The following is a 25,125-nucleotide window of genomic DNA, read 5'->3' as shown; positions in this document are numbered from 1 at the left end:
ACGGCTCAAGTATGACCTTGACCCGCGACAGCGGGGGGCGCCGCCGCTGAACGGAACCTCACGGAAAGCGACCCAATGGACCTCGAGCGAAGATATTATTTTTTAGGGTTTGCGATTTTCACCTTCTCCTTCTTTCTGCCGGCCCTGAGCGTATTCGACGAACCCGTCCGCGGATATCAAAGCGCCGCGGTGCTTTTTGGATCGCTTTTCAACTTCAAGGGCCTGTCGAACTATCTGTTTCTGATATTCGCGAACCTTGCCAATCTTTTTACCATTCTGGTATTCATCCTGCAGTTTAAGATCGCCTTCAACCGGTTGATCATTTTTCAGATCATTGCCTTTATGTCCGCTTTTTTCTGGGCGGGCTACGGCATCGTTCAGCAAAAAAACCTGAACGATCTTCACATCGGATACTGGAACTGGCTGTTCGGAATATTTTTCATGCTGATAGCCATGTTCGCATCGATTAAAAAACAAAAACGGCTGTCGCTGCCCGACGCACCAGCGCTTGCACGCGATGGCGGAAAGCCGGACGGCTTCGGGCCCGGATGAGAGCCGGCCGCCAATGTTCTTCCAGGTATGATGCGAATGATCAACAAACTAATCGACGCCCTGCACGTCATCGGCTATTCCTGGATCGTCATCGTCGGCATCTACATACTATTGCAGTATGTCAGGGTGCTGCTCACCGATGGCTTGCCATTTGCGCAAAGGGTGTTCAGTTTCTTGAATATATGGAACCTCTTTTTTGCGTTCGTCGCCCTGATGCCGGGCCTGATGTGCATACTGGTTTCTGATTATTTCTTTAAAAAGCGTTAAGGTTCAGGCGGCCATGAATAAGAGATATTTCGAGGATTTGACGGAAGGGGAGCATCTTCGTTGCCAGCCCGTTCGGATGACGCGGGAGGCGATCATCGATTTCGGGACTGAATATGACCCCCAGCGGTTCCATATCGATGAGAAGGCGGCCAGGGAATCCATTTTCGGCGGGCTGGTGGCATCTTCCCTTCATACGCTCTCCGCCTGTACACGGGTTGTCGTTGAGGCGCAGGGTCATGTCGCCATCCTCAGCGGTGTCGGCATGCACGCGGCCAACATGTTCAATCCGGTGCGGCCGGGCGACGTGCTTTCCGTAGATGCCTGGTGGACGGAGCTGCAGCGATCGCGCAGCAGGCCGGACAGGGGGTTTGCATCGATCCGGTGCAAGGTTGCCAATCAGCGCAAGGAGCCGGTTATCGAGTATGGCTATCGCTATTTGATTGCCTGCCGGGAGTCCGGGATACCGCGGTCAGAATGATTTTTCGCCGCATGGAGAACCATGCGCGGGCGGTGCGACGGAAGGCGTTGGGGCCATCATCGCGGCGTGCCCATGATTAAAGACGGGAAAAGTCTTGGCTGTCGGCCAGGCGGCATTATATTTCTGAGGATAACCCGCAACCGATTGCCCGCCTGGCCGGCACGCATGCCCCGCCGCTTGCGGGTCAGGACCGAATAATGTTGAAACCGCAGAGAGGAAAACGACCGTGGGACCATTGACAACGGACGCCGGATTGTCCTCCACCATACGGAGGACGGCATGAAAGCCTACCTAGAGCTTTGCCGGCGGGTCATCGATGAAGGCGTCTGGGTGAAAAACGCCCGGACCGGCAAGCGTTGCCTGACCGTGATCAACGCGGACTTCGAATACGATGTCAGCGACGGCAGCCTGCCGGTGCTGACCACCAAGAAGCTGTTCTGGAAGCCGGCGATTGCCGAGATGCTGGGTTATCTGCGCGGCTACCGCAGCGCGGCCCAGTTCCGTGCGCTCGGGTGCAATACGTGGAATGCCAACGCCAACGACAATGCCGCCTGGCTGGCCAATCACTACCGTGACGGCGAGGATGACATGGGCCGCTGCTATGGGGTTCAAGGCAGGCGCTGGCGCAATCCGGAGGGGCAGGAGATCGATCAGTTGCGCAAGATCGTCGACAACCTGTCCAAAGGGATCGATGACCGGCGGGAAGTAATGACCTTTTACAATCCGGGCGAGCTGGACCGCGCCTGCCTGGCCGCCTGCATGCACACCCACACCTTCAGCCTGCTGGGCGACCGGTTGTACCTGACCAGCTACCAGCGATCCGACGATCTGCCGCTGGGCCATGGATTCAATCAGGTCCAGGTGGGCTGGCTGTTGATGATCATTGCCCAAATCACCGGCAACAGGCCCGCCAGGGCCTTTCACAAAATCGTCAACGCCCACATTTACGAAGACCAGCTGGAGCAGGTGAAAACCGTGCAGCTCCAGCGCGAGCCCTATCCGCTGCCCAGGCTGAAAATCAATCCCGACATCAGGTCGCTGGCGGATCTGGAGACATGGGTGACCCTCGATGATTTCGAACTGGAGGGGTATCGACACCATCCGGCCATCCAGTATGCCTTCACGGTGTAGGAAAAATGGTTGCGGTACCCATCTGAAGCAGGAAATCGACCATGGCTGATCCACAAAAAATCTCGGCGGCGTTTCCGTTCCGATCCAACCGTGTCGAGGTGTTTGGTTCAAAGATGCACTATATCGATGAAGGGTCGGGTGACCCGATCCTGTTCCTGCACGGCAATCCAACCTCTTCCTACCTGTGGCGCAACATCATTCCGTATCTGACCCCTTTGGGCCGCTGCATCGCCCCGGACCTGATCGGCATGGGTCGCTCGGACGCACCCGACCTGGCCTATCGCTTCGCCGACCACGCCAGGTACCTGGAGGGCTTCATCGAGAGGCTGGGTCTGGAAAAGATCACGCTGGTCGTCCACGACTGGGGTTCCGCGCTGGGGTTCCACTACGCGATGAGAAATGAGCACAACATTAAAGGAATCGCCTTTATGGAGGCCATTCTGAGACCGGTGACGTGGGACGATTTTCCGAGCGGCTTCAAAATGGGTTTCAAGATGATGCGCACGCCCGGCCTTGGCTGGCTCATGGTCAGCGTCTTGAATGTCTTGGTTACCCAGGTTCTGCCCAAGGCAATCGTCAGACGATTGTCCGCAAGGGAGAAAAAGGCTTACGCCGCGCCATACCAAACGGTCCGGAGTCGCAGGCCGTTGCGGCAGTGGCCTTGCGAAATCCCCATCATGGGCAAGCCAGCGGATGTTTACGAAGTGGTATCGAACTACAACAGATGGCTTCAGGAATCCGAGATACCCAAGCTGCTCTGCTTCGCATCGCCCGGAGGCCTGATCAATGCCAAAACGGTTGAATGGTGCAAGCAAACGCTCAGCAACCTCGACGCCGTCGACATCGGCCCGGGGATTCATTATTTGCAGGAAGACCATCCGCACCGGATCGGTTCCGCGTTGGCGAGCTGGTACAGCGCGCTTTCGTGATCCGGGGAAAACAGCCGCAATGAGGAAATCATTTCAAATGCTAAACCGTCGCAGGGGCTATAGAAAGTGGCTGGTTCCACTCATATGGCTGGGTGCGGGTTTCCTGTCCTGGTATTCGTCGACATTCCTGTTCTCGTATATCCTGTCCCCCATGCTGATCGAGACCGCCAGGGCAGCCAACGCAAACACCGAATCATCCATTTTGATTTATATGGTCAGCATGTTGTTCGCAAACATGGCGGTAATCGCGCTGTGTTTCGGTTTTGCGATGGGGTTGAGTTATTTCACCGACGCCACCAGGCAACGGCTGTTGCTGTTTGTCGCCGGTGCGATTGCCGTGAACCTGTACGCCCAAATCAAGGGGCTGATCGGCTACACGGGCCTTTATCCTGGATTGCCCCCGGGGGCGCTACCATCAAAAGTGCAGGGGTTCGTCCCGCTGTTGTTGATCCTTCCCCTTTGTTCGCTGGCAGGCAGCAAAATCGGCACCTGGATCAAGATGAAAAGAAAGACCTGACGACCCGTTCGAAGCGCCCGGGGGCACGGCGCCGGATGTCCGGCATGAAACGCCCCCCTGCCCCACCGCATCCCGTCGGGTGTCGAGAGCGCATGGCAACCCCGAGGGAGGCGTGTAAAAGCGGGTTCGACCGGTGGGCGGCACGGCGGGTCGAGCCTTCCCGCCGCCATGGTGAGTTTTGCGAGGCAACCACGACCGATTCATTGACAACGCGCCGGAAAGCGCACTGGCAGGACTGAGCATGCCTAAAAACAAGCTTTTCAAGTACGAACGGGTCAAACATCTGCCCAATGTCACCTTTTCGGAGTTCGGCGAGTCCCCATCGCCTCGCTCTTATCCCTGGTACGACGAACGGTACCAGGGCATGCAACGGATCCTCGAACTGGGCTGCGGCAAAGGCGAACACGCGCTTGCATTCGCCGCCGCCAACCCGCGCAAACTGTGTGTGGGAATCGACTGCAAGAGCCATCGCATGTGTGTCGGCGCAGAAAAGGCGCTTGCCCGGGGCCTTGACAATGTTCACTTCCTGCGGGCGCGGATCGAACGCATCGGTGATTTTTTTCTGCAGCACTCGATCCACGAGATCTGGCTGACCTTTCCCGACCCGCACCCGAAGCAGCGGGCTGTCAAGTCCCGGCTTTCCGCCGCCTTCTTTCTTGACGCCTATGCGAACCTGCTGATCCCCGGCGGCACGGTCTATCTCAAGACGGACAGCGGTCTGCTCTATTATTATACCCGGGAATCGGTCCGGCGATGGGGCGGGCGCGAAATCGTCGAATCGGAGACCGCGCCCCGGACCGGCGGCAGCGTATCTGTCGCCCGTGACGTGGTTTCGGCATACGAGCATGCCGCGCGGGCAAGGGGAGCGGCCATCCAATTCATGGCTTTTAAGCTGACCTGACGATTCACCCGCCGGGTGTCTGCCTTCAGCCATGCCGGGCGGGGCGTATCTTTTTCGGTCATGCCGGGAGGGACTGACCTATGCGTATTGAAATTCTGGGGACCCCGTTCAACGGTCTGGGTAGGCCGCCGCATTGGGAGAACCCGGCGGACGGCCTTCGCCATGCGCAGTTGGTCCGGCGACTGGCATCAACCGGGCATTCGGTCACCGACCGTGGGGACCTGGCCGGATTTCGATTCCAGGGCGTCCGGGACCCGCAGACGGGAATCAGGGATTATCGGTCATGGGTTGCGCTGTCGCAATGCCTGTCGGAGAAAGTCGGCGACATGATCGATCGGGAAGCCTTCGTGCTGCTGCTGGGCGGCGATTGCAGCATGCTGGTGGGCATCCTGGCCGCCTTTGCCAACAAGCAGACCCCGGTGGGTCTCGTTTTCCTGGATGGCCACGCGGATTTCCACAGCCCCGAGACCTCGCCCACGGGCGACCCCGCGGATATGGAGCTGGCCGTATTGACCGGCCGCGGCCCCCATGAGATCACCCATGTGGCCGGCAAATACCCGTTGCTGGAAGAAAAAAATGTCGTGGTCTACGGCATCCGGGCCCGGGACGGGATTGACCGGTCGCCTATCCGGGTCTACGATCGACAACAGATGGCGGAAAGAGGCATCCATGCGGTCGTGACCGAAGGGCTGGACCGATTTACCCGAAACGGCCTGCCCTTATGGCTCCATTTCGATGTGGACGTCATCGATCCGCAACTCATGCCGGTCATGTATCCGGAACCCGAGGGGCTGACCGTTGCAGAAACCTCGACGTTTCTGCAACTGGTGAACGCCGGGGGACGGACCGTTGGAATGAGCATCGCCTGTTATCATCCCGACCTGGACCTGGACGGCAGTGCCGGTGTCCGGCTGGTCAATCTGATTGCCGAGGTACTTATAAGCCGTGCCTGATCCGGAAAGGTCAGCCCGCCCGTGAAACCCGGCAGCCGCCGGCCGGGCGGTGACGTGAAGCGAGGATAGCGTTTATCTATAGCGATGAGGAGGAAACATGGACACATGCCTGATGCTGGTTGACCTTCAAAACGATTACTTTCCCGGCGGCCGCATGGAACTGGTCGGCATCGGTGCCGCCGCAGCCAACGCCCGGCGGCTGCTGGATGAATTTAGGAAAAAAGAAAAGCCGGTCGTCCATGTCCAGCACATCGCCGCCCGTGCGGGGGCGACCTTTTTCCTGCCCGACACTGACGGGGCGCAGATTCATCAACAGGTCGCTCCCCAGGCGGATGAACGCGTCGTCGTCAAGAACTTCCCCAACAGCTTTCGCGGCACCCCGCTCCTGGAGATCCTCAACCAGCGCAACATCGCCGATATCGTCATCTGCGGGGCCATGAGCCACATGTGCATCGATGCGACGGTCCGGGCGGCGTTCGATCTGGGCTTCACCTGCATGGTTGCCGAAGATGCCTGCGCCACAAAAGATTTGACCTTCAAAGACAAAAACATCCAGGCATGGCAGGTCCATGCCGCCTTCATGGCGGCCCTGTCCGGTTCCTACGCGACGGTTCGATCGACCGGGGCCATCCTTGAAAACATGGTGTAACCGGCTGGGAAGCCGTGCTATGGAGGTGAGGTCATGCGACGCGTTACACTGCTCGCCATCGACGCCACGATCAACCTGCTGCTGGGGCTGCTGTTGCTCGCCTTTTCCGACGGGCTGGTCAGGCTACTTGGCGTGCCGCCGGCCGCCCATGGCTTTTACCCGACCATTCTCGGCGGGGTCCTGTTCGGCATCGGCATCGCCCTCGTGATCGAAAGTCGCCATACGACAGGACACGGCGGCGGTTTGGGTCTGGTCGGCGCGGTCGCCATCAACCTGTGCGGCGGCCTGGTGCTTTGCGCCTGGCTGGTCTTCGGCGGTTTGTCCCTGCCGCTGCACGGCCGGGTCTTTTTATGGTTTCTGGTTGTGCTCCTGGTCGGGATCAGCAGCGCGGAACTCGCCATGGCGCTGCTGAGCACCCGGCATGGCACCTGAAATACAGCCGCACGGCGCTAGGCCGGAAGTTGTACACCCATTGTTCCATGGACAACCCTAAGCGATTGAAAATAATATGACAAACCACATCACAACCAGCAAGGTCGCCGTGATCGGCGCCGGTGCCATCGGCGGCGTCACCGCGGCATTGATGAAAAAAGCCGGATGGGACCCGATCCTGGTGTGCCGCCACCAGGAGATCGTTGACCGCGCAACCGGCGGGGGGCTTCACGTCAGTGGCCTGAAAGGGGACCACCGCATTGCGCTCAAGGCGGTCAGGACGGCCGACGACCTGCCCGATGACATCGAAATCGTTTTCCTGGCAACCAAGGCCAATGACTGTGTCGCTGCTGCCAGGACGCTGATGCCCCGCTTAAAAACCGATGCCCTTCTCGTCTCCCTGCAGAACGGCGTCGCCGAAGAGGCCCTGGCCCGGGTGGTCGGCCCCGATCGAATCGTCGGCTGCGTGGTGGGCTGGGGGGCCACCCAGACCGGACCGGGATCGATCGAGGTGACCTCACCGGGGGAGTTCGTCATCGGCAACTGGGATCAAGGCGCCGACGCGGGGCGGCTGATGCCCATCCAGGCGATGCTGGAGGCGGTGCAACCCACCCGGACGACCGCGAACATCATCGGTCATCTGTACGCCAAGCTGATCATCAACGCCTGCATCAACTCCCTGGGGGTAATCGCGGGCGTAACCCTGGGACGGCTGCTGGCAGAAAAACGGATACGGCGGCTGTTCATCGAAATGATGCGTGAAGCCATGGCCGTGGCCGATGCCATGGGCATCCGGGTGGAGCCGGCGGCCGGCGGCCGGTTGAATTTCTACCGCTTCCTTGAAGGCCAGGGGAAAATCAGGCAGTTCAAACGGGACCTGTTCATCCGGATGATCGGCTTCAAATACCGGCGCATCAAATCCTCCAGCCTTCAGTCTTTAGAGCGCGGCCGGCCCACGGAGATCGATTTTCTCAATGGGTATATCTGCGACAAGGCGCGCGTCCACGGTGTGCCTGTGCCGGCCAACGATGCAGTGGTCGCCATGGTGCATCAGATCCAGGACGGCAGCCGCAGCATTGGCGCGGCCAACCTCGATGACCCGGTATTCGATCACCGCTGATTGCCGGCTGACCAACCATAAAGCGAAAGGAGGGTTTATGAAACTGATCGGCATCAATGCAAGCCCCCGAAAAGGAGCCAACACCCAGACCCTGGTGGAAGCCGTTCTGGCAGGTGCCGCCCGCGAGGGCGCACAGACCCGCCTGGTCAACCTGAGAGAGTTGGATGTCAACGGGTGCGTCGGGTGCGAAGGCTGCAAAAAGCATCCGGGACGATGCGTGCAAAAGGACGACCTGACTCCATTGATGCAGGAAATGACGGCCTACGATGCGATCGTCATGGGAACGCCGGTGTATTGGTTTCACGTGACGGCACAATTCAAGATGCTGGTGGACCGGCTCTATTCGTTCCTGGAATTCAAGGAAAACCCGCAGACCGGCCAGCCGGCCATCGATTCAGCATTTCCGGCGGGCAAACGCATGCTGTTCGTGATCTCCCGCGGCGATCCCGAACCACCGGCGCTGTTTCCTCAGTTTTACGATCATCTCAACGAGTGGCTGAACCTGATCCCGCTCTCGCTGGGCGCGCAACACTATGATTTTTTCCATCAATACGGGGCGGACATCGACCGCCAGTCGGCCGGCAATGACCTCGCGCTGCTGGAAAAAGCCAGGGCCGCCGGTGCCGGACTTGTAACAGGGTGTTGAAAAACGTCTTGAGCGCCGGCAGGACAAGGCAAAATATGGCGAAAAAGCGCAGTTGATGGGTGGTGGATGAGCATGGTGAGCCAAGTTTTAACGCTGCATGGCCAGGCGGAATCGTTTTCACCAGCCGGTTAAGATCGACAGATCCGGCGGCAGGCGGTCGGCAATCAAAACCGCAGTGCGGGGTTTCTCTCACAGGGGGCGCAGGGCCGCGACAGCGGGCGCGAACCCCGTCGATTGCCGGAACGGAGCCAAGATACCGGGTATCGGAGATCCCGCGATCGTCGGCGCCGCGGGGAGGATTGGATCAGGCGCCAATGGTGTGAGCAAAATTTTTCCCATGTAATTTTTCCCACACTGACTATAACAAAAAAGAAACAATGTGAACTTTTTGTTACACACCCAAACCACCCGACGGCTGCGGCCGCTTTTTTGTATTTCCTGTTATTGAAGCCGGTTAATCGCCTTACCCCCGCTTTGTATAAAAATGCCGCGTGTGGTTCGGTTTTTGCTTTTTCTCAATCGCATACCGATAAAATCCCCATTCGACAATTGAGAAAGGAATTCCATGCTGCGGTTCGGTGCTGCGCCCGACAAAGCCGGTGAAATGGACCTGGACCATATATTCATCTCACGGCTCAAGCTGTTGATCGTTATGACGCGAGCCTTTCTGGAAGGGTATCCGTTCGGTGCGATGCGCAAGAAGGCCCTGGTCGGCAATGCGCGTTACATCGCCGCCGAAAGCGTTGACCTGGAGCAATTGATCCCCGTGCGCAGCGAACAGCCGTCCAAGGACGGGATGGATTTCGACCATGTTTTCTACCAGCGGGTCAAACTTCTCGCCTCAATGGCCAAAACCATCGGTAAGGATTTTCCCATCGGCGAGCACCGCATCACGGCCCTGAGAGACAACCTGGACATGATCTCCAACACGCTGGGGTTCACCAGCGGGGTCAAGAAGGTGGAATTTCTCAAAGTGGCCTGATGCTCTCCATTCTACCTCAAGGTCTCTTCCAAAAATTCTACAAACCGCTTCCATGACTTCTCATCTGCATCTTTTCTGTACCGGTCGGAGCCAAAAACGGTGAAGGCGTGCGGTGCACCGCCGTATGAGATCATTTCGTGCGGCACGCCTTTTTCCTCCATCGCATTGGCCAGCATGGCAAAATGATCCATGGTGATCGCCGTGTCGGCCGAACCGTGCAATATCAGCAGTTTCCCCTTCGTCTTGCCGTAATCCTGGCCTTCCGGCGTGCTCAATCCGCCGTGGAAAGTGACAAAACCTTTCATGGCAGCCCCTGCCCGGGCAAACTCGAGCACGGCGGCACCGCCGAAGCAGTACCCCATCGCCACGGCGTTGGTCACGCGGGCGCCTCGGGCCCTGGCCGCATCCAGCGCGCCATTCATCAGGCTGCGCATGCGTTCCCGGTCCTTGTAAAGCTCGCCGGTATGCTGGCGCTTGTCTTTGACTTCAGTGGGCCTGACCCCGGCACCGAACAGATCGGCGGCAAAGACCGCGTACCCTTTTTCAGCCAGCATGTCGGCCCGTTTGACTTCATAATCGGTCAGGCCGTCCCAGTCATGGATCAGCAGCACGAAGGGGGCATTGTCCGCCGGAGAGGCAAAATAGCCTTCGAAGGCCTCCCCCTTGACATCATAGGCGACCGTCTGCCCGCCCGCCGCGGCAGTGGCCGCAAACAGGATCGCAAACAGCAGCGCGTATATATATTTCATGGCAACCCTCCATGTTTTCTGGTTTTCGTTTTAATCCTCCGTTCTTATAAATCGGCCACCTGTCTTTCGACCGATGACCGCTGACCGCCGTCCTCCGGCTTCCGTCATCAGTCCTCAGTCCGGCAGATACCCCCTGGCCAGCGTTCTGAATGCGGACGCCTGCTGTTGCCGCCATGTCGATCCCAACCCCCGTTCGTTTGCCATCAGGTCCGCCGCGGCAGAAGCAATCTCCATGCTGGCGGCAGCGTCCAGGATCAGGGAGCGGGTGCGGCGGGCCAGGACATCTTCCAGGGTCAGGGCCATTTCATGGCGAACGGCCCAGACGACCTCCGCCTTCACGTAAGGCAGACGGTCGTGCAGCTTTTCTCCCATCGAGGGGTCTGCGTCGATCATCCGCCGGATGAAAACCGCATCGGAACCATAGGCGCAAAGGGGATCTTCCGGGTCCATGTTCTTCAGCCACCCGTGAATGCGCAGCTTGCGCGTCCGGCACTCGCTTTCCGGCAGCCCGGCGATCAGGGCTGCCTGGTTGACCGTGTCTTCGGCCATCTTGCGGTAAGTGGTCCATTTGCCGCCGGTGATGGTCACCAGGCCCGACTCGGACACCGTCAGGTGATGATCCCGGGAGATGGCGGCGGTCTTTTTGCCCTCGCCCTCCCCGACCAGCGGCCGCAGGCCGGCGAAGACGCACAGGATGTCTTTTCGGGTGGGGTCCTCCACCATGTACTGGGCGGCATGCTTGAGGATGAACGCGATCTCTTCCTCGAGGGGACGGGGCTCGAGGCTGGCCCGATCCACCGGCGTGTCGGTCGTGCCCACCAGCACCCGGTCGTGCCAGGGAACGGCGAACAAGACCCGTCCGTCTTCGGTCTGGGGAACCATGATGGCCGTGTTCCCCTTTAAGAACCGTTTGTCCAGCACCAGATGAACACCCTGGCTGTGGGTGATGATCGGTGCCGCCGCGGGCTGGTCCATGTGCAGGATGTCGTCGGTAAAAATTCCGGTTGCATTGACTACCACCCGGGCGCGGACCTCTCGTTCACCGCCGTCGATGGCGTCCTTGAGCCTTACCCCGTCAATCATCTTCCCCGAATAGGTCAGGCCGGTCACCTGCATGTAGTTGACGGGAACGCCACCGGCATCCTCGATCGACTGGGCCAGGTTGACGGCCAGGCGGGCATCGTCGAACTGGCCGTCGTAGTAGATCACGCCGCCGCGAAGCTGGTCCGGCTCCAGGGTTGGGATGCGTTTGAGGGTTTCCGCTTTGGACAGCCACTTGGAGGGGCCCAGACCCAGCCGGCCGGCCAGAAGGTCATACACCTTCAGTCCCACACCGTAAAAAGGACCGTCCCACCACTCGTAGTTGGGCACGATAAAAGCCTGGTTCCGAACCAGATGCGGAGCGTTCTGCATCAGCAGTCCCCGCTCGTGGAGGGCTTCGAGAACCAGTGAGATATTGCCCTGCTGCAGGTAGCGCACGCCACCATGAACCAGCTTGGTGCTGCGGCTGGAGGTGCCCTTGGCGAAATCGTGCTGCTCCACCAGCAGGGTCTTGTATCCCCTCGACGCCGCATCCAGCGCGCACCCCAGGCCGGTGGCGCCGCCGCCGATCACCAGGACATCCCAGTAACTGTCGTAGCTGTGGATGGTTTCGATGGATTGTTTCCGATTCATGGAATCTCCTCGTTTTTTAGGAAAACCTTATTCAGGTGCCGCGTGAAACGGTTTCATTCCCACCATTCCCCAATCACGAACATTCCTCGTTTTTTAAGGAGCAGGCGGAAAGGACCTGATCCGGGTGGGACCGGTCGCGGTAAACCGTGACACCCTTGAGGTTCATGTCGGCGGCTTCCAGAAAGAGGGTTCGAATCTCGTCTGCGGTGATGGATTCGGGCAGGTTCACCGTTTTGGAAACGGCGTTGTCCGTATATTTCTGGAAAGCGGCCTGGATCTTCAGGTGCCAGTGCGGGGAGACATCCCAGGCGGTCTGAAAGATGCGTTTGTCTATCTCGCGCCCCGCCTGCAGGTATTGCGCATAAATGGGGTGGATGTCCGTATAAATCTGGTCCACGATGCGGCGCTCGACTTCAAAGGCGAAGACGGGCTCGACGCTGCTGCTCACCCCGGCCAGGATGCTGATGGTGCCGGTGGGCGCCACGGTGGTCAGGGTGGCATTGCGCCGCCGCTTCACTCCCCTGGCCGGAAACACGCTCTGTTGAAAAGCGGGAAAATTTCCCCGCCTGGCAGCCAGCTCGGCCGACGCCGCCTCGGCATACTGCTGGATCCGGGACATGATCTCTCCGGCCAGGGCCAACGCCCGCTCGCTCTGGTAGGATACGCCGAGAAGGATCAGCATGTCGGCAAATCCCATGACACCGAGCCCGATCTTGCGGTTCATCCGGCTCCATTCCCCGGTGCGGGCGATGGGGTGCCGGTTCACCTCCACCACATTGTCCAGAAAATGGACTGCCAGGTGCACCAGCGACTCCAGTTTGCCGTAGTCGATGGCGTTGCCACCGATGACCCGGGTCAGGTTGATGGAACCCAGCGTGCAGGATTCAAAGGGCAGAAGCGGCTGCTCACCGCAGGGGTTGGTGGCCTCCAGGGGCCCCATTTTGGGAGTGGGATTGGCCCGGTTGATGCGGTCGATGAACAGGATGCCGGGGTCACCGGTTTCCCAGGCGCTTTTCGCCATCAGGCCGAGCAGGTCGGCCGCCGGCACCCGGGCCACCTCGGCGCCGGTTCGCGGGTGGATCAGCGGGTAGTCGCCGCCCGCCTTCACACAATCGATGAAAGCATCGTCCACAGCCACGGAAAGATTGAAATTGCATAGCTGGCGGCGGTCCCGCTTAGCCTGGATGAATACCTCGATGTCCGGGTGGCTCACATGCAGCACGCCCATGTTGGCACCGGGTCGGATGCGGTTGCGATCGATGAGGTGGGTGGCCGCATCGAACAGCTGGATGAACGATACCGGGCCGCCGGTCACGCCCGATGCGGGGAAAATGGTATCCCCGGCAGGACGCAGGCGGCTGAAGGAGAATCCGGTTCCGCCGCCGGTGTGGTGAATCAGGGCGGCATCCTTGAGGCTCTGGAAGATGGACTCCAGGTGGTCCTCCACCGGCAGCACAAAACAGGCGGCCAGCTGCCCCAGCGGCCGGCCGGCGTTCATCAGGCAGGGGGAATTGGGCAGAAAAGAGAGCGAGGTCATGGCCGACTCGAAGCGATTCGCCGTGTCCCGCACCGAGGCGCCGGCGTCGAAGAGCCGGTCCGCCTCGGCTACCACCCGTGCCACCCGCGAAAACACATCCGCCGGTGTTTCGATGGTTTCTCCCCGGTAGTTGCGGGCAAGATAACGCTTTTTGAAAACTTCCCCGGCCAGCGGGGTGAGATGATCGATGCCCATGAATCCGCCTTTCAGATTAGATTGGTGCGCTCAAGCAGGGGTTGGCTCCGTCTCCGCAGCACTGCGTCCAGTCACATGACAGATAAGATAATCACGATTTAACGCCGTTTCATCTTCGATCAACCGCCTGAACCCGCCGGGAAGCCGGGAGAAATGATGGGCAGCAGCAGGTAGGCGATGTAGATGCAATAAATCAGCAGGGCCAGCACCCCTTCCCACCGGTCCATAATTCGCAGCCGACCGGTAAACATGAAGATGAACAAAAGGATGCTGGCGGCCATCATGACGGCCATGTCCACATTGGACGCCGGGTTGAAGGGCAGCGGCCGGATGACCGCACTGACACCCAATATGAAAAACACATTGAAGATGTTGGAGCCGACCACGTTTCCCACGGCAATCTCGACGTCTCCCCGCCTGGCGGCCATGACCGAGGTGGCCAGTTCGGGCAGAGAGGTCCCCACCGCCACCACCGTCAGCCCCATGACGGCCCGGGGAACGTCGAGCAAGTCCCCCAAGATGACGGTGCTGTCCACGATCCAGCGCCCCCCGAAAAGCAGACCGCAAAAGCCGATGACCATTTTCAGGGTAATTTGAGCCGCCTTCCCGGCCGGTGCCGGGTTGACATCCGGCAGGCCGGCAACCGGCGCGGCAATGGACGCGGTGTACGCGATGAAGATGCCGAAGAAACCCAGCAGCACCAGGCCGTCCGAACGGGTGATCGTCGAACGGGCGGCTCCGTCGATGTAAACGTCGCTGGCCAGGACCCACAGCATCAGCGCTGCCAGCAGGCCGAAAGGGATCTCCTTCCACACGGTCCCCTTGGAAACGGTGAGCGGCCGGATCAACGCCGAAATGCCCAGGATCAAAAGGATATTGGCAATGTTGCTGCCCACCACGTTGCCCAGGGCAAGATCGGTGTTGCCGCTGATCCCGGCCGAGATATTAACGAAGAGCTCGGGGGCCGAGGTGCCGAAGGCCACCACGGTCAGGCCGACGGCCATGGGAGAGACATGCAACCCCCGGGCAAGGCGCGCGGCGCCATCCACAAACAGGTCGGCGCCTTTGATCAGAATGAAAAACCCGGCCAGCATCAACAGCAAAGGAATTAACATGAGAAGCAACCGCCATTTATGCGAGTGATTATGCCCATGCCGGTATTACCGCCCCGGCACGGGGCAACGCCTTTGCGCCGGCAGCCGCAAGGAAACGCAGTTGCCGGCGTGGCGCCGGCTCAGATTATGCCGGTTGCCGATATCAGGCACCGTCGACCGCTTTTCTGGCGCCCCCGCCATGCCCGTGTGCGAATTCCCATCGCTTGTCCAGAAAATAGAGAATCGGCACCGTCATGCGCGAAAAGAGCAGCGAGGCCACCTCGCCGGCCATCAGAGAAATGGCCAGCCCCTGGAAAATGGGGTCGAAGAGAATCACCGAGGCCCCCACCACCACGGCGGCGGCGGTGAGCATCATGGGCCGGAAGCGCACCGCCCCGGCATCGATGACGGCCTGGTCCAGCGGCGCCCCTTCGGAGAGCCGCAGCTCGATGAAATCCACCAGGATAATTGAATTTCTCACCACGATGCCCGCGCCGGCGATAAAACCGATCATGGATGTCGCCGTGAAAAAGGCGCCCATGGCCCAGTGGGCCGGCAGGATGCCGATCAGGGAGAAGGGGATGGCCGCCATGATCACCACCGGCGTGGAAAAGGACTGGAACCAGCCGACCACCAGGACGAAAATCAGCACCAGCACCACGGCAAAGGCCATGCCCAGATCGCGGAACACCTCGTAGGTGATGTGCCACTCACCGTCCCACTTCATGGCAAAGCGCTGGTCGCTCTCGGGCAGGGCCGCCGTATGCTGGGCGATGCGGTACCCCTCGGGAAGGGTGATGGCGTCGATCTTCTTGCGCAGCTCCAGGATGGCATAAACCGGACTCTCCTTGGCGCCGGCCACATCGGCGATCACATAGACCACCGGCATGAGGTTCTTGTGGTAGATGCTGCGGTCCAGCGGGGTGCGCTTGACGGTCACCAGGTCGGATAGGGTCACCATGCGGCCGTCGGCGGCGTTGACGCTGATGGCCTTGAGCAGGTCGAGACCGGCCCGCAGGGCCAGGGGCGGCTGAAGCACGATGGCCACATCCTCCTTTTCCAGTGATTGGTGCAACAGGCCGGCCCTGGAACCGGAAAGGGCGGCCTGCAGGGTCCGGGTGATGTGGGCAACACTGATACCGTGCAGGGCGGCCTTTTCCTGGTCCGCCTCGATCTGGTAGCGGATCTGCGCCTCTTCCATGTACCAGTCCACATCCACCACCCCGTCGGTCTGTTCGAAAATGTCGCGAATCTTCAGGGCCAGCTCACGCTGGCGGTCGTAGTCGGGGCCGTACACTTCGGCCACCAGGGTGGAGAGTACCGGCGGACCGGGAGGTACTTCGGCCACCTTTACCCTGGCCCCGTAACGCTCGGCGATGGCCTGCAGCGGCGGCCGCACCCGCTTGGCGATCTCGTGGCTCTGCTGCTTGCGGTGTCCCTTGCCGGCCAGGTTGACCTGGATGTCGGCCAGGTTCGGCGACCGGCGCAGGTAGTAGTGGCGCACCAGGCCGTTGAAGTTGAATGGCCCGGCGGTGCCGGTGTGGATCTGGTAGTCGACCACCTCGTTGACCGTCGCCAGGTAGTCCCCCATCTCGAAGGCCACGGCTGCCGTGTCCTCGAGGGTGGCGCTGTCGGGCATGTCCAGGATCACCTGGAATTCGCTCTTGTTGTCGAAGGGCAGCATCTTCACCTTGACCAGCCCCACGGCCACCATGGCACAGGCCCCCAGCAGCAGGGCGGCCACACCGATCAGGAATGACCATCGCCACACACGATTGTGCAGCAGATGGTCCATGACGTTGCGGTACAGCCGGGTAGCCCGGTCCTCCGCCTCGTGGGCGTCACCGTGGCCGTGGCCCTTGCGGCCCAGCAGGCGGTATGCCGCCCAGGGAGTGACGATGAAGGCCACGATGAGGGAGAAAACCATGGCCGCCGAGGCCCCCACCGGTATGGGCCGCATGTAGGGTCCCATGAGGCCGCCGACGAATGCCATGGGCAGGATGGCGGCGATGACCGTCAGGGTGGCCAGGATGGTCGGGTTGCCGACCTCGTCTACGGCCTCGATGGCCACCTGGACGCGGGGACGGCCCTCGTTGCCCGGCAGCCGGAAGTGGCGCACGATGTTCTCCACCACCACGATGGCATCGTCCACCAGGATGCCGATGGAGAAAATCAGGGCGAAGAGGGTGATGCGGTTGAGCGTGTAGCCGTAAAGGTAGAAGACCGCCATGGTCAGGGCCAGGGTGACCGGGATCGCGAACGCCACCACACCGGACTCCCGGTGGCCCAGGGTGAACCATATCAGAACGGTGACCGACACGATGGCGATCAGCATGTGCAGCAACAGCTCGTCGCTCTTCTCCTTGGCTGTCTCTCCGTAGTGGCGGGTGACCGTGACGTTGATGTTGTCCGGAATAACCATCCCCTTGAGCGTCTCGACCCGTTCCAGCACCTTGTCGGCGACGCTGATGGCATTGGTGCCCTTGCGCTTGGCAAGCGTCAGGGTGACCGCCGGATAGGGGGCGCGTTTGACGTCGTCTGCGGAAAGGCCCTTTTCGCCGGCCGCCGGACCGCTGCCGAAAAAGACGTAGGATTCCGGAAGCGGCGGACCGTCGGAGATGGTGGCCACGTCGCCCAGATAGACGGGGCGTCCCTGGTGGACCGCCACGACCACGTTCCTGACGTCATCGGGGGTTTTCAGAAAACCGCCGGAATGGACAATGATCTGGCCTTCGGGCGAGGGATAGGCGCCGGCATCGGCAGCCTGGTTGGCGGCGAAGACCAGCTGGGCCACGGCCACCGGGTCCAGACCGTATCCGGCCATGCGCACCGGGTCCAGCTGCACCTCCACCCGCCGGCTCTCACCGCCGATAAGCGTGGTGATGGAGACGTTGGGCTCACGCTTGACCTGGTCCTCCACCTCGGCGGCCACCCGCCGCAGCAGGTAGGGCTCGACCTCCTCGCTCCAGAATGTCAGGGCCAGGATGGGCACGTCGTCGATGTATCGCGGCTTGATCAACGGCGGGGTGATGCAGCACGGAATCCGGTCCATGTTGGCCATGAGCTTGGACTGGAGCCGCACGATCGACTCCTCTTCGTTCTGCCCCACGTAAAAACGAACCACCGCCATGGCCATGCCCGGCATGCTGGTGGAGTAGATGTACTCCACGCCGGGGATCTCCCACAGCAGCTTCTCCATGGGACGGGTCACCCGCTGCTCCACCTCCGCTGCATCGGAACCGGGCATCTGAACGAAAATATCGATCATGGGCACGATGATCTGAGGTTCTTCCTCCCTGGGAAGAGCCACAACGGCGGCCATTCCCAGAAGCACCGAGGCGATGATAATCAGCGGGGTTAATTTGGAGTTGATGAAATAATTGGCTATTTTACCGGCAGGACCGTATGCGTTTTTCATTTTTCAGGCTCCACGGCAGACCCGTTGGTCAGTTCAGGAGATGGTGCGCTCACCAGCCGGGTGCCGTCCTTGATTCCCGAGATCACCTCCACCTGATCGCCGTATGCGCGGCCGGTGCGGATCAGCCGGAACCGGGCGGTGCGCTTCTCATCCACAATGAACACCCCGGTCAACTGCCCCCGCCGGACCACCGCCGATTCAGGAATCCGCAGGGTCTGCTGTTCGCCGATGGAGAGGGACACGCGGGCGAACATGCCCGATCGCAGGGATTCGGTGTCCGGGACCCCCACCTGCACCACGAACGTCCGGCTGCCCTGATCGGCCGAGGGCACGATCACATCGACCGTCCCGCCAAGGGGTCGGTCTCCGGCAGCCGGAATGCGGACGTCCACCGTCTGGCCGATCCGGACGGACTGGATGTATGCTTCGGGAACCACCAGGTCCACCCGGTAACCGCCCTCCCGTTCCAGGGACAGCAACGGGGTCCCCGGCGCGGCCAGTGCGCCCGTATCGGCCAGCTTGGCCGTCACCTTGCCGTCGAAGGGAGCCAGGATCCGGGCATCCTTGCGGGCCACCGTGGCCGCATCGACCGCCGCCTGGGCCTGGTTGATGCGGAACTGCGCCGCTTCCACCATCGCCCGGGCCTGGGACAGGGCGGCCTCGGCCTGCTTATGCTGGGCTTCTACACTTTCAAAGGCCTCCTGGGTAATGGCCCCGCCTTCCAGCATGGTCCGGTTGCGGCGATAGGACAACAGCGCCCGCTGGGCACCGGCTTCGGCCGCCGCCTGGGCCGACACGGCCCCGGTTTCGGCTTTTCGCGCTTCCGCCAGGGCCGCCCGGGCCTGGTCCAACTGGGCGGCGACCTGGCGCTCGTCCAGTTGGACCAGTATGTCACCTGATTTCACCAGGTCCCCCTCTTTGACCGTGAACGCTTGAATGGTGCCCATCAACTTGCTCGATACCGTGGCCGATACCCGGGCCTTCACCGTACCGACGGCATCGTACATCACCGGCTGAACGGCATGGGCCACCTCGATGACGGGAACCGCAACGGCGGTGCTTGCCTGCGGTGCCGTGTTGCCCGGTTCGATCTTTTCCGAACAGCTGAACAACGCCATGGCGGCTGTCAAAAGGGTGGCTGCCATCAGATTAAGGGTTCGCATGGTTGGTTTCCTTTTGCTGTAAAATTGAGTGCCGTCGGCAAGGCGACATTCACGTGCGAATGGGCCGGACAGTGAATGAAATAGAACCAGAAATGTCCGGAAGGTTTCGATTGACCCGCCGATTCTATCCTTTCTGGATGGTTTCCGCAGACGCCGGCGTAGTCGTGATCGACCGGGCTGTTACTTTTTCGACCTGACCTCGATGGTCACCTCCACGTCCGGCCAGCGTTTGTCGACCGGCTGGACGGCCGGCGGTGCGATGATCTTGCAGAACAGCGTCGTGGTCTCCCTGAAATTCTCGAGGTAGATGGGCGTGGTGGTGATGCTCGACACCTGGTCCTTTCCGCCGGTGGCGGGCAGCAGCGCCGTTAACTTGTCCGGTTTGACGGTCACGGTCAGGATTTCCAGCTTGCCGGGAAGCCGCCCCACCAGTTGCGGTTTGATGGCGATCTCCCGCTTGACGATTTCAGCCAGCGTCAACTCCAGGCTCGAGGGAACCACATCCAGCAGAGTCACACTCTTGGGCAGCCGAAGGTTCTCATCGGTGATATAAAAGGACTGCTTCCCCGGCACCGCATTCGACAGGTCGATTTTCACACTGAGCTGGGCCGGGCTCAACCCGTCGAGGCTGGTCCGCGGCCCGGCCAGGTGAATCCGGATCTCGTTGTCCTTGTCGCCCACGAGCACCAGGTCGGGGGCGGTCAGGGTGTATTCCACGGGGACCGTGAACACTTTTTCCAGCACCTCCCCCTGGGACACGGTCAGCGACAGCCAGAACAGACCGGCGACGATAAAACTGGGCAGCAGCTGCAATGCGGCGGCCCACCACCGCCGTCCCGTGGGGATTTCAATGGCCGGAGCGGCCGTTTCGCGCCAATGGGTCAACACCGCCGCTTCGACCGCCGCCGGGTTGTCCACCGGTGTGATCTCGCCGTCGCGGAAAATCGACACCTTGCCCCGCTCTTCCGAAACGACCGCTGTCAGGGCGTCGGTCCGTTCCGCCAACCCCATGGCCGCGTGATGGCGGGTGCCGAAATCCTCCGCCAGCCGCTGGCTTTCGGAAACGGGCAGGCGCACGCCGAATCGGGTAAAAAGGCCGTTGTGGACGATCAGTGCCCCGTCATGGCCGGGCGAGTTGGGGTCGAAGATGCTCATGATCAGGGGGAGGCTGGGTTTGGCGTCCAGCCTGAAACCGCCGGAAAGCCATTCTCCGACCGACTCCCTACCCGGAAAAACGACGATGGCTCCGCGCTTCTGCTCGGCCAGCATGAACAGGGATTGGGACACCAAGCCGGCCAGGCCATCCTCTTTTTGCTGGACATCCTGCCGGGTGACCGAGGCGGCCCGCTCGAAAATCTTGCGCAGTTCCGGCTGAAAGATCACGATCAGGGCGATCAGGGCTACATGGCTCAGGTTGGAATAGATCCACTCGATGCCCTTCAGGTCGAGGAAGTTGGCCACGAAGAATACGGCGGTGGCCAAAAGTACGCCGGTGAAGATGGCCCAGGTGCCCAGGCGAAGGAGGGTTCGGTACAAAAAGAACAGCCCCGCCGCGATCAGCAGGATGTCAACGGCCGATCGCCAGGTGAGCAGCTCTTTTAAGATGACCACAGAGTTCAATCAGACCCCTTTGGCGGTCTGTCTGCCCGATGTATCGTTCCAGCAGGGCGGATCGCCACTTGTTTAATTGTCATCGGCAACCGGGCTACTTGCGCTTATCGGTGGCCCGCCACCCGCCAAGCGCAGTGGGTACCGGCTTGAGCACTCTGCTCATGTCCCGGGCCTGCTCGATGACGTAGAACAATCTCGGATCAAGACGCTGCACCTCGGGAAGGATCCATTTCAGGTCCCGGCGACGGCAGGCAATGTACAATTCGTTGACCGGCCCGCGCATGCCTTCGCCGTGGAAAATGGTAACCGGTTGCCCCTTTTCTCTCAGGTGGGCCGCGATTTCAGGACCTGCGGTGCGGGTGATAATTCTCAGGATCATCGTCCCGAAGGCCAGCTTGCGCTCCACCATGATCCCCACCACATTGCCGGTGGCGTAGCCGAAAGCATAAAAAACGACCAGCAGGGGCTGATCCTTGATCTGGTTGATCACGGCACTGACGACGGTGACCCAGATGGAGATTTCGAAAATCGCCAGGGTAAAGGCAATAACCGTTCTCCCCTGGACCGTGACGATGGTGCGGATGGTGCCGATGGAGACATCGCAGATCCTGGCCACAAAAATGACGACGCCCGTCAGGAGAATATGCGGATCGAACATGATTGATTGAATTTTCCCCTTAACCCGTATGCCTGCGACGGGCGGGCAGATGGTGAACTGGCGGCAGTTGGTTTTTTCGTCGAAACCGGTAACCCCACGTTTCCCCGGCTCGATCGAACCCAAACGCTGTCGCCATCATATCCGTCGGCGCATGCGGGTTGAAAAACCTCCCGGGCGCAGGTTCGTCCGGAAAACCGTCAATGAGAAATTGTCGTTTACGGGTAATCGGTGCGCATGCCAACCCGGCCGGTAACACTGTAGAACCAAGTGCAGTGGTTTTTCAATACCCACTTTAACCATGCCATCACAACGATGGCAAGAACAACCCTAAAAACAAACGGGAACGCATCGACGCCGCACGGCGCCATGGAGGGAAAATGATGGTTCACCGCCGGCTGAAACCGGATGTACCGTGCCGGCAGGGGATCCACACCTGTGCTATTCAGTGATGAGCGGGCGAATGGGACCCTCCCCGCGGCAGGCCGCGGGGAATGCGCTCGCTATCGCGGTTCCGCCGGCTTCCCATACCGCTCCGCCCAGCTCCCCTTGAGGTAGCTGCGTTTGAGGCCCAGGATCCTGTCCACCGAGTGCTCGCCCATCTGCCTGAGACGGGTGTCGTCAACCAGCGAGCGGCGAATTTTCTCACAGGCCCTCTCGATATCGGGGCCTTTGTGGCAGATAAGGGCGATGTCCACATCGGCCACCAGGATCTGGCCCACGGCGGTGGCGATATCGTGGTTGGGTTTGATGGCCCCCATGTCCAGGTCATCGGTCATGACGACGCCGTCGTAGGCCATCTTCCCACGCAGCAGGTCCACCGCAATGGCCGGGCTCAGGCTGGCCGGCCAGACCGGATCGATACCGGTGTAGCGGATGTGCGAGAGCATGATACCGGCCACCTTGCCCTGGATGGCATTTTGGAAGGGGATCAGGTCGAAGTCGCTCAATGTCTGGGTGTCGATCTCCAGGTCGGGCAGGGCCAGATGGCTGTCCAGCACGGTTCGGCCGATGCCGGGGAAATGTTTGGCCACCGCCATGATTCCACGCCGTTGAAGATGATCGATCACCGTCATGCCCATGCTGGAGACCCAGGCCGGGTCGCTGCCGAAGGCGCGGCCGGCCATGATGCTGTTCACCCCGTCCGGAGCGACGTCCAGCACCGGCGCCATGTTCATATTGACGCCCAGACGCCTCAGTTCCATGGCCGTTACCCTGGCAAAATGGACGGCGTCGTCGGCATGCTTCATGGCCGGGTTTCCCGCAAACTGGGTAAACGGCGGTTTGAGCCGGGCCACCTGGCCGCCTTCCTGATCGATGGCGACGAAGAGCGGCGGCAGGCCGAGCCGCCGGGCGCAGGCCTGGCAGTCGGAGCACAGCTGCCGGATCTGCTCCGGTGTCCCCAGGTTGCGTGAGAAGAGGATCACCCCCCCCACCTGCAGGGTACCGATGAGAAATTCCAGGTCGTCGTTAAAATCCGTTCCGTCGAAGCCCACCATCAGTCGCTGGCCGGCCATAAATTCATTTTCGTATGGATACATGGTTCTCTCTTTACGGTCGTTTTCTTGGACCAGGGGCTTCTCTATTGAGCCACATCGGGGTCGAGGGGTCAAGGATTCGAGCATGGAATCCGTGGCCGCCTTCAAACAAACAGATAATAAACCGCACCGACGACGACCAGGCTGACCACGCGCAGTCCCTGGCCGAGAAGCAGCAGCTGGAGACCCATGGCCGGTGAGAAGATGCCCATGTACCGGGGCAGCTGGTGGCGCAGCGCCCGGATGGGAAAGGCCACGATGTTTCCGGCCAGCAGGGCGATCACGGTCTGCTTGACGGTCAGGACACCGGCCTCCATCATGGCGCCGGCAGCGGCAAAACCGGACGTGAATTCGGCGGCGAAGCTCAAGATGACGACCGACAGGGATTCCATCGGCAGCACGCTGGTGACCACGAAACGGGCCAGCCACCCCCTGGCCGCATCAAACCCGCCCATGGCGTTGACCATGAAAACCAGGGTGTAAATCGGCACCACATATACGGCGATGCGGGCGATCCGCCCGGGCAGACGTTTTTTAATCGTCTCGACCACATCCTTTTTTGCCCGTCCCGTTTCCAGGGGTTTCTGCACCCGGTAGGCCGTGTCTTGCCCACCCCCTTCTGACTGGCAGAACCAACGGCCATAGAGCATCACCATCCATGTTCGAGCCACCAGGGCCACAAAGGTCAGAAAAAAGTACAGCGCCCCGGCCCGGCCGGTAAGCGGGATCACGATGAAAAAAGTGGTCGGCAGATGCAGGAAATAGGCCGGAAACTGGTTCATGAGGTTGCTGAGGAACAATTGCCGGCGGGTAATTTTCTCTTCCTTGAAGAACTCCCAGAGCATGGCGTTGGCGGCCACGCCGGAAATGAAGGATGTCGTGAAAGCCGCCGAACAGCGATCCCCCAGGTGACTGAAACGGAACAGGGGGGCGGCCACCACGGCCAGCCGCCGGGTCCAGCCGGTGGCCTCGATGGCCTGCCCCACCACCAGTCCGATCGTAATGAAAACCAGCAGGCGCGCCAGGGGCCAGAACAAGTGCACGGCCAGGCGTTCGACGGTATGCGTCTCCAGCTTCAGCCAGCCCCAGCCGACCACCACGATGGAGAAGGCCACGGAAACCATCAGGGCTTTAACGGGAAGCCGGGACTCAGTGTGCCTCATGGCTGTTGGTTTTCTTGGCAAGGATCAGGGTCCAGTATCCCGGTTTGCGCTGTTTTAAGGTCTGAATGTCTTCGATCACCTCTTCGTTTGCCAGGCAGCAGTTGGCCACCGCCACGCTGTTTTCGAGCATGTGCTTCTCTTCCAGGGCATCCGTGATATCCCCGGCGTTGCGATAGGCCTTCATGAAAACCACGTTGTCCACAATTTCCGAGAGTTGGCGCAGGCGGTGCCCCCCCTCCACGCCGGACAACACCAGCAGCGACTCCTCACCCTCCACCAGGGGACGGTTCACCCGGGCGGCGGCGGCCTGATAGGCGGTAATGCCGGGGACGGTGACGACCGGTGCGCCGGGCGCCAGGGCCAGCACGTACTTGAGCACATATCCATAGGTGGCGTAGGTCAGCGAGTCTCCCAGGGTAAGGAAAGCCACATCATGGCCTTTTTCCAGTTCGCTGATGATAGTGCGCGCATGGGCCTGCCAGCAGGCCTCTTTTTCGGCCTGATCCTTGGTCATGGGAAAGGGCAGCAGCCGCACGTCGCTGTTTTCGGGGATGTGCGGTGCGGCAATCGTGACCGCCTGGCTGTGGGCGTTTTTCGTGGAGGATGCCGCAAAGACCACGTCGACCCGATTGATGATCTTGACCGACTTCAAGGGGATCAGATCTGGATCTCCGGGCCCCACGCCGATGCCGTAAAGCGTTCCGTAATGCATAGTGTTCATGGTGTCGCCTGTTAGTAATTAGGTTGTTGGCCGAAGGTGTTCAACAACGT

General features: G+C 60.6%; 24 protein-coding genes. 13 read left to right on the top strand and 11 right to left on the bottom strand.

The genetic code is table 11. From position 1 onward, the window contains the following. The first annotated feature begins 75 nt into the window (after nt 1-75). The 13 genes from ACZCED_RS08625 (at nt 76) to ACZCED_RS08565 (ending at nt 9,557) form a co-directional block, all read left to right on the top strand. Nucleotides 76-552 carry a hypothetical protein gene (locus tag ACZCED_RS08625; protein WP_462969233.1) on the top strand — a complete coding sequence of 159 codons (477 nt, stop codon included), beginning with the start codon at nt 76-78 and terminating at the stop codon, nt 550-552. Nucleotides 553-588: 36 nt separating this feature from the next. Further along, complete coding sequence (locus ACZCED_RS08620) at nt 589-819, top strand: hypothetical protein (protein WP_464860628.1); 231 nt, start codon at nt 589-591, stop codon at nt 817-819. A 13-nt stretch (nt 820-832) separates the two neighbouring features. Beyond that, on the top strand, nt 833-1,297 hold the full coding sequence (locus ACZCED_RS08615) for a MaoC/PaaZ C-terminal domain-containing protein (protein WP_462969235.1): 465 nt from the start codon (nt 833-835) through the stop codon (nt 1,295-1,297). Nucleotides 1,298-1,576: 279 nt separating this feature from the next. Beyond that, complete coding sequence (locus tag ACZCED_RS08610; protein ID WP_462969236.1) at nt 1,577-2,428, top strand: thymidylate synthase; 852 nt, start codon at nt 1,577-1,579, stop codon at nt 2,426-2,428. Between the two features lie 41 nt (nt 2,429-2,469). Next, nucleotides 2,470-3,357, top strand: a complete 888-nt coding sequence (locus ACZCED_RS08605; RefSeq protein ID WP_462969237.1) for a haloalkane dehalogenase — start codon at nt 2,470-2,472, stop codon at nt 3,355-3,357. A gap of 37 nt (nt 3,358-3,394) precedes the next feature. After that, nucleotides 3,395-3,874, top strand: coding sequence for a hypothetical protein (locus tag ACZCED_RS08600; RefSeq protein WP_462969238.1), 480 nt, complete (start codon nt 3,395-3,397; stop codon nt 3,872-3,874). 241 nt (nt 3,875-4,115) lie between these two features. After that, entirely contained in the window at nt 4,116-4,775 is a 660-nt protein-coding gene (gene trmB / locus ACZCED_RS08595; RefSeq protein ID WP_464860627.1) for a tRNA (guanosine(46)-N7)-methyltransferase TrmB, read from the top strand. 80 nt (nt 4,776-4,855) lie between these two features. Then, complete coding sequence (locus ACZCED_RS08590; protein ID WP_464860626.1) at nt 4,856-5,728, top strand: arginase family protein; 873 nt, start codon at nt 4,856-4,858, stop codon at nt 5,726-5,728. Between the two features lie 97 nt (nt 5,729-5,825). Then, entirely contained in the window at nt 5,826-6,377 is a 552-nt protein-coding gene (locus tag ACZCED_RS08585) for a cysteine hydrolase family protein (RefSeq protein ID WP_462969241.1), read from the top strand. Nucleotides 6,378-6,410: 33 nt separating this feature from the next. After that, nucleotides 6,411-6,809: a hypothetical protein gene (locus tag ACZCED_RS08580; RefSeq protein ID WP_462969242.1), complete on the top strand. Its 399-nt coding sequence runs from the start codon at nt 6,411-6,413 to the stop codon at nt 6,807-6,809. A gap of 76 nt (nt 6,810-6,885) precedes the next feature. After that, the gene (locus ACZCED_RS08575; RefSeq protein WP_462969243.1) at nt 6,886-7,929 is read left to right on the top strand and encodes a ketopantoate reductase family protein; all 1,044 of its coding nucleotides are present in this window, start codon (nt 6,886-6,888) and stop codon (nt 7,927-7,929) included. 37 nt (nt 7,930-7,966) lie between these two features. Continuing rightward, complete coding sequence (locus ACZCED_RS08570) at nt 7,967-8,575, top strand: flavodoxin family protein (protein ID WP_464860625.1); 609 nt, start codon at nt 7,967-7,969, stop codon at nt 8,573-8,575. Between the two features lie 565 nt (nt 8,576-9,140). Further along, complete coding sequence (locus ACZCED_RS08565; protein WP_462969245.1) at nt 9,141-9,557, top strand: hypothetical protein; 417 nt, start codon at nt 9,141-9,143, stop codon at nt 9,555-9,557. Nucleotides 9,558-9,568: 11 nt separating this feature from the next. On the opposite strand, the gene ACZCED_RS08560 is transcribed toward ACZCED_RS08565, so the two are convergent. The 11 genes from ACZCED_RS08560 to cobI form a co-directional block, all read right to left on the bottom strand. Further along, on the bottom strand, nt 9,569-10,306 hold the full coding sequence (locus ACZCED_RS08560; protein ID WP_462969246.1) for a dienelactone hydrolase family protein: 738 nt from the start codon (nt 10,304-10,306) through the stop codon (nt 9,569-9,571). Nucleotides 10,307-10,420: 114 nt separating this feature from the next. Continuing rightward, the gene (locus ACZCED_RS08555; protein ID WP_464860624.1) at nt 10,421-11,980 is read right to left on the bottom strand and encodes a glycerol-3-phosphate dehydrogenase/oxidase; all 1,560 of its coding nucleotides are present in this window, start codon (nt 11,978-11,980) and stop codon (nt 10,421-10,423) included. Nucleotides 11,981-12,053: 73 nt separating this feature from the next. Further along, the gene (locus tag ACZCED_RS08550) at nt 12,054-13,712 is read right to left on the bottom strand and encodes an adenosylcobalamin-dependent ribonucleoside-diphosphate reductase (RefSeq protein ID WP_462969248.1); all 1,659 of its coding nucleotides are present in this window, start codon (nt 13,710-13,712) and stop codon (nt 12,054-12,056) included. Between the two features lie 119 nt (nt 13,713-13,831). Beyond that, a complete protein-coding gene (locus tag ACZCED_RS08545; protein ID WP_464860623.1) occupies nt 13,832-14,827 on the bottom strand; it encodes a calcium/sodium antiporter in 996 nt (331 codons plus the stop codon). A 142-nt stretch (nt 14,828-14,969) separates the two neighbouring features. Then, nucleotides 14,970-18,224 (bottom strand): efflux RND transporter permease subunit, encoded by a 3,255-nt coding sequence (locus tag ACZCED_RS08540; RefSeq protein ID WP_464860622.1) that lies wholly within the window; start codon nt 18,222-18,224, stop codon nt 14,970-14,972. Beyond that, the gene (locus tag ACZCED_RS08535; protein ID WP_464860621.1) at nt 18,221-19,387 is read right to left on the bottom strand and encodes an efflux RND transporter periplasmic adaptor subunit; all 1,167 of its coding nucleotides are present in this window, start codon (nt 19,385-19,387) and stop codon (nt 18,221-18,223) included. The genes ACZCED_RS08540 and ACZCED_RS08535 overlap by 4 nt, the downstream gene beginning before the upstream one ends. A gap of 180 nt (nt 19,388-19,567) precedes the next feature. Beyond that, nucleotides 19,568-20,998 (bottom strand): diadenylate cyclase, encoded by a 1,431-nt coding sequence (locus ACZCED_RS08530; RefSeq protein WP_464860656.1) that lies wholly within the window; start codon nt 20,996-20,998, stop codon nt 19,568-19,570. Between the two features lie 94 nt (nt 20,999-21,092). Next, nucleotides 21,093-21,779 (bottom strand): DUF2179 domain-containing protein, encoded by a 687-nt coding sequence (locus tag ACZCED_RS08525; protein WP_462969252.1) that lies wholly within the window; start codon nt 21,777-21,779, stop codon nt 21,093-21,095. Between the two features lie 377 nt (nt 21,780-22,156). After that, nucleotides 22,157-23,194 (bottom strand): glycoside hydrolase family 3 N-terminal domain-containing protein, encoded by a 1,038-nt coding sequence (locus ACZCED_RS08520; RefSeq protein ID WP_464860620.1) that lies wholly within the window; start codon nt 23,192-23,194, stop codon nt 22,157-22,159. A 101-nt stretch (nt 23,195-23,295) separates the two neighbouring features. Next, complete coding sequence (locus tag ACZCED_RS08515) at nt 23,296-24,354, bottom strand: nucleoside recognition protein (RefSeq protein ID WP_462969254.1); 1,059 nt, start codon at nt 24,352-24,354, stop codon at nt 23,296-23,298. Continuing rightward, entirely contained in the window at nt 24,341-25,075 is a 735-nt protein-coding gene (cobI, locus tag ACZCED_RS08510) for a precorrin-2 C(20)-methyltransferase (RefSeq protein WP_462969255.1), read from the bottom strand. Before cobI ends, ACZCED_RS08515 begins: the two co-directional genes overlap by 14 nt. Between the last annotated feature and the right edge of the window lie 50 nt (nt 25,076-25,125).

Source organism: Desulfosarcina sp., from assembly GCF_055467485.1.
Note: the sequence above shows the minus strand (reverse complement) of the source record. Positions and strands in the feature narration are given on the sequence as shown.

Coding starts and splice junctions, on each gene's coding strand:
- ACZCED_RS08555 (WP_464860624.1), bottom strand. CDS start 11,980: ATGAATCGGAAACAATCCATCGAAACCATCCACAGCTACGACAGTTAC.
- ACZCED_RS08565 (WP_462969245.1), top strand. CDS start 9,141: ATGCTGCGGTTCGGTGCTGCGCCCGACAAAGCCGGTGAAATGGACCTG.
- ACZCED_RS08560 (WP_462969246.1), bottom strand. CDS start 10,306: ATGAAATATATATACGCGCTGCTGTTTGCGATCCTGTTTGCGGCCACT.
- ACZCED_RS08600 (WP_462969238.1), top strand. CDS start 3,395: ATGCTAAACCGTCGCAGGGGCTATAGAAAGTGGCTGGTTCCACTCATA.
- cobI (WP_462969255.1), bottom strand. CDS start 25,075: ATGAACACTATGCATTACGGAACGCTTTACGGCATCGGCGTGGGGCCC.
- ACZCED_RS08545 (WP_464860623.1), bottom strand. CDS start 14,827: ATGTTAATTCCTTTGCTGTTGATGCTGGCCGGGTTTTTCATTCTGATC.
- ACZCED_RS08590 (WP_464860626.1), top strand. CDS start 4,856: ATGCGTATTGAAATTCTGGGGACCCCGTTCAACGGTCTGGGTAGGCCG.
- ACZCED_RS08580 (WP_462969242.1), top strand. CDS start 6,411: ATGCGACGCGTTACACTGCTCGCCATCGACGCCACGATCAACCTGCTG.
- ACZCED_RS08585 (WP_462969241.1), top strand. CDS start 5,826: ATGGACACATGCCTGATGCTGGTTGACCTTCAAAACGATTACTTTCCC.
- trmB (WP_464860627.1), top strand. CDS start 4,116: ATGCCTAAAAACAAGCTTTTCAAGTACGAACGGGTCAAACATCTGCCC.
- ACZCED_RS08620 (WP_464860628.1), top strand. CDS start 589: ATGATCAACAAACTAATCGACGCCCTGCACGTCATCGGCTATTCCTGG.
- ACZCED_RS08605 (WP_462969237.1), top strand. CDS start 2,470: ATGGCTGATCCACAAAAAATCTCGGCGGCGTTTCCGTTCCGATCCAAC.
- ACZCED_RS08575 (WP_462969243.1), top strand. CDS start 6,886: ATGACAAACCACATCACAACCAGCAAGGTCGCCGTGATCGGCGCCGGT.
- ACZCED_RS08515 (WP_462969254.1), bottom strand. CDS start 24,354: ATGAGGCACACTGAGTCCCGGCTTCCCGTTAAAGCCCTGATGGTTTCC.
- ACZCED_RS08625 (WP_462969233.1), top strand. CDS start 76: ATGGACCTCGAGCGAAGATATTATTTTTTAGGGTTTGCGATTTTCACC.
- ACZCED_RS08550 (WP_462969248.1), bottom strand. CDS start 13,712: ATGGGCATCGATCATCTCACCCCGCTGGCCGGGGAAGTTTTCAAAAAG.
- ACZCED_RS08570 (WP_464860625.1), top strand. CDS start 7,967: ATGAAACTGATCGGCATCAATGCAAGCCCCCGAAAAGGAGCCAACACC.
- ACZCED_RS08615 (WP_462969235.1), top strand. CDS start 833: ATGAATAAGAGATATTTCGAGGATTTGACGGAAGGGGAGCATCTTCGT.
- ACZCED_RS08535 (WP_464860621.1), bottom strand. CDS start 19,387: ATGCGAACCCTTAATCTGATGGCAGCCACCCTTTTGACAGCCGCCATG.
- ACZCED_RS08610 (WP_462969236.1), top strand. CDS start 1,577: ATGAAAGCCTACCTAGAGCTTTGCCGGCGGGTCATCGATGAAGGCGTC.
- ACZCED_RS08540 (WP_464860622.1), bottom strand. CDS start 18,224: ATGAAAAACGCATACGGTCCTGCCGGTAAAATAGCCAATTATTTCATC.
- ACZCED_RS08520 (WP_464860620.1), bottom strand. CDS start 23,194: ATGTATCCATACGAAAATGAATTTATGGCCGGCCAGCGACTGATGGTG.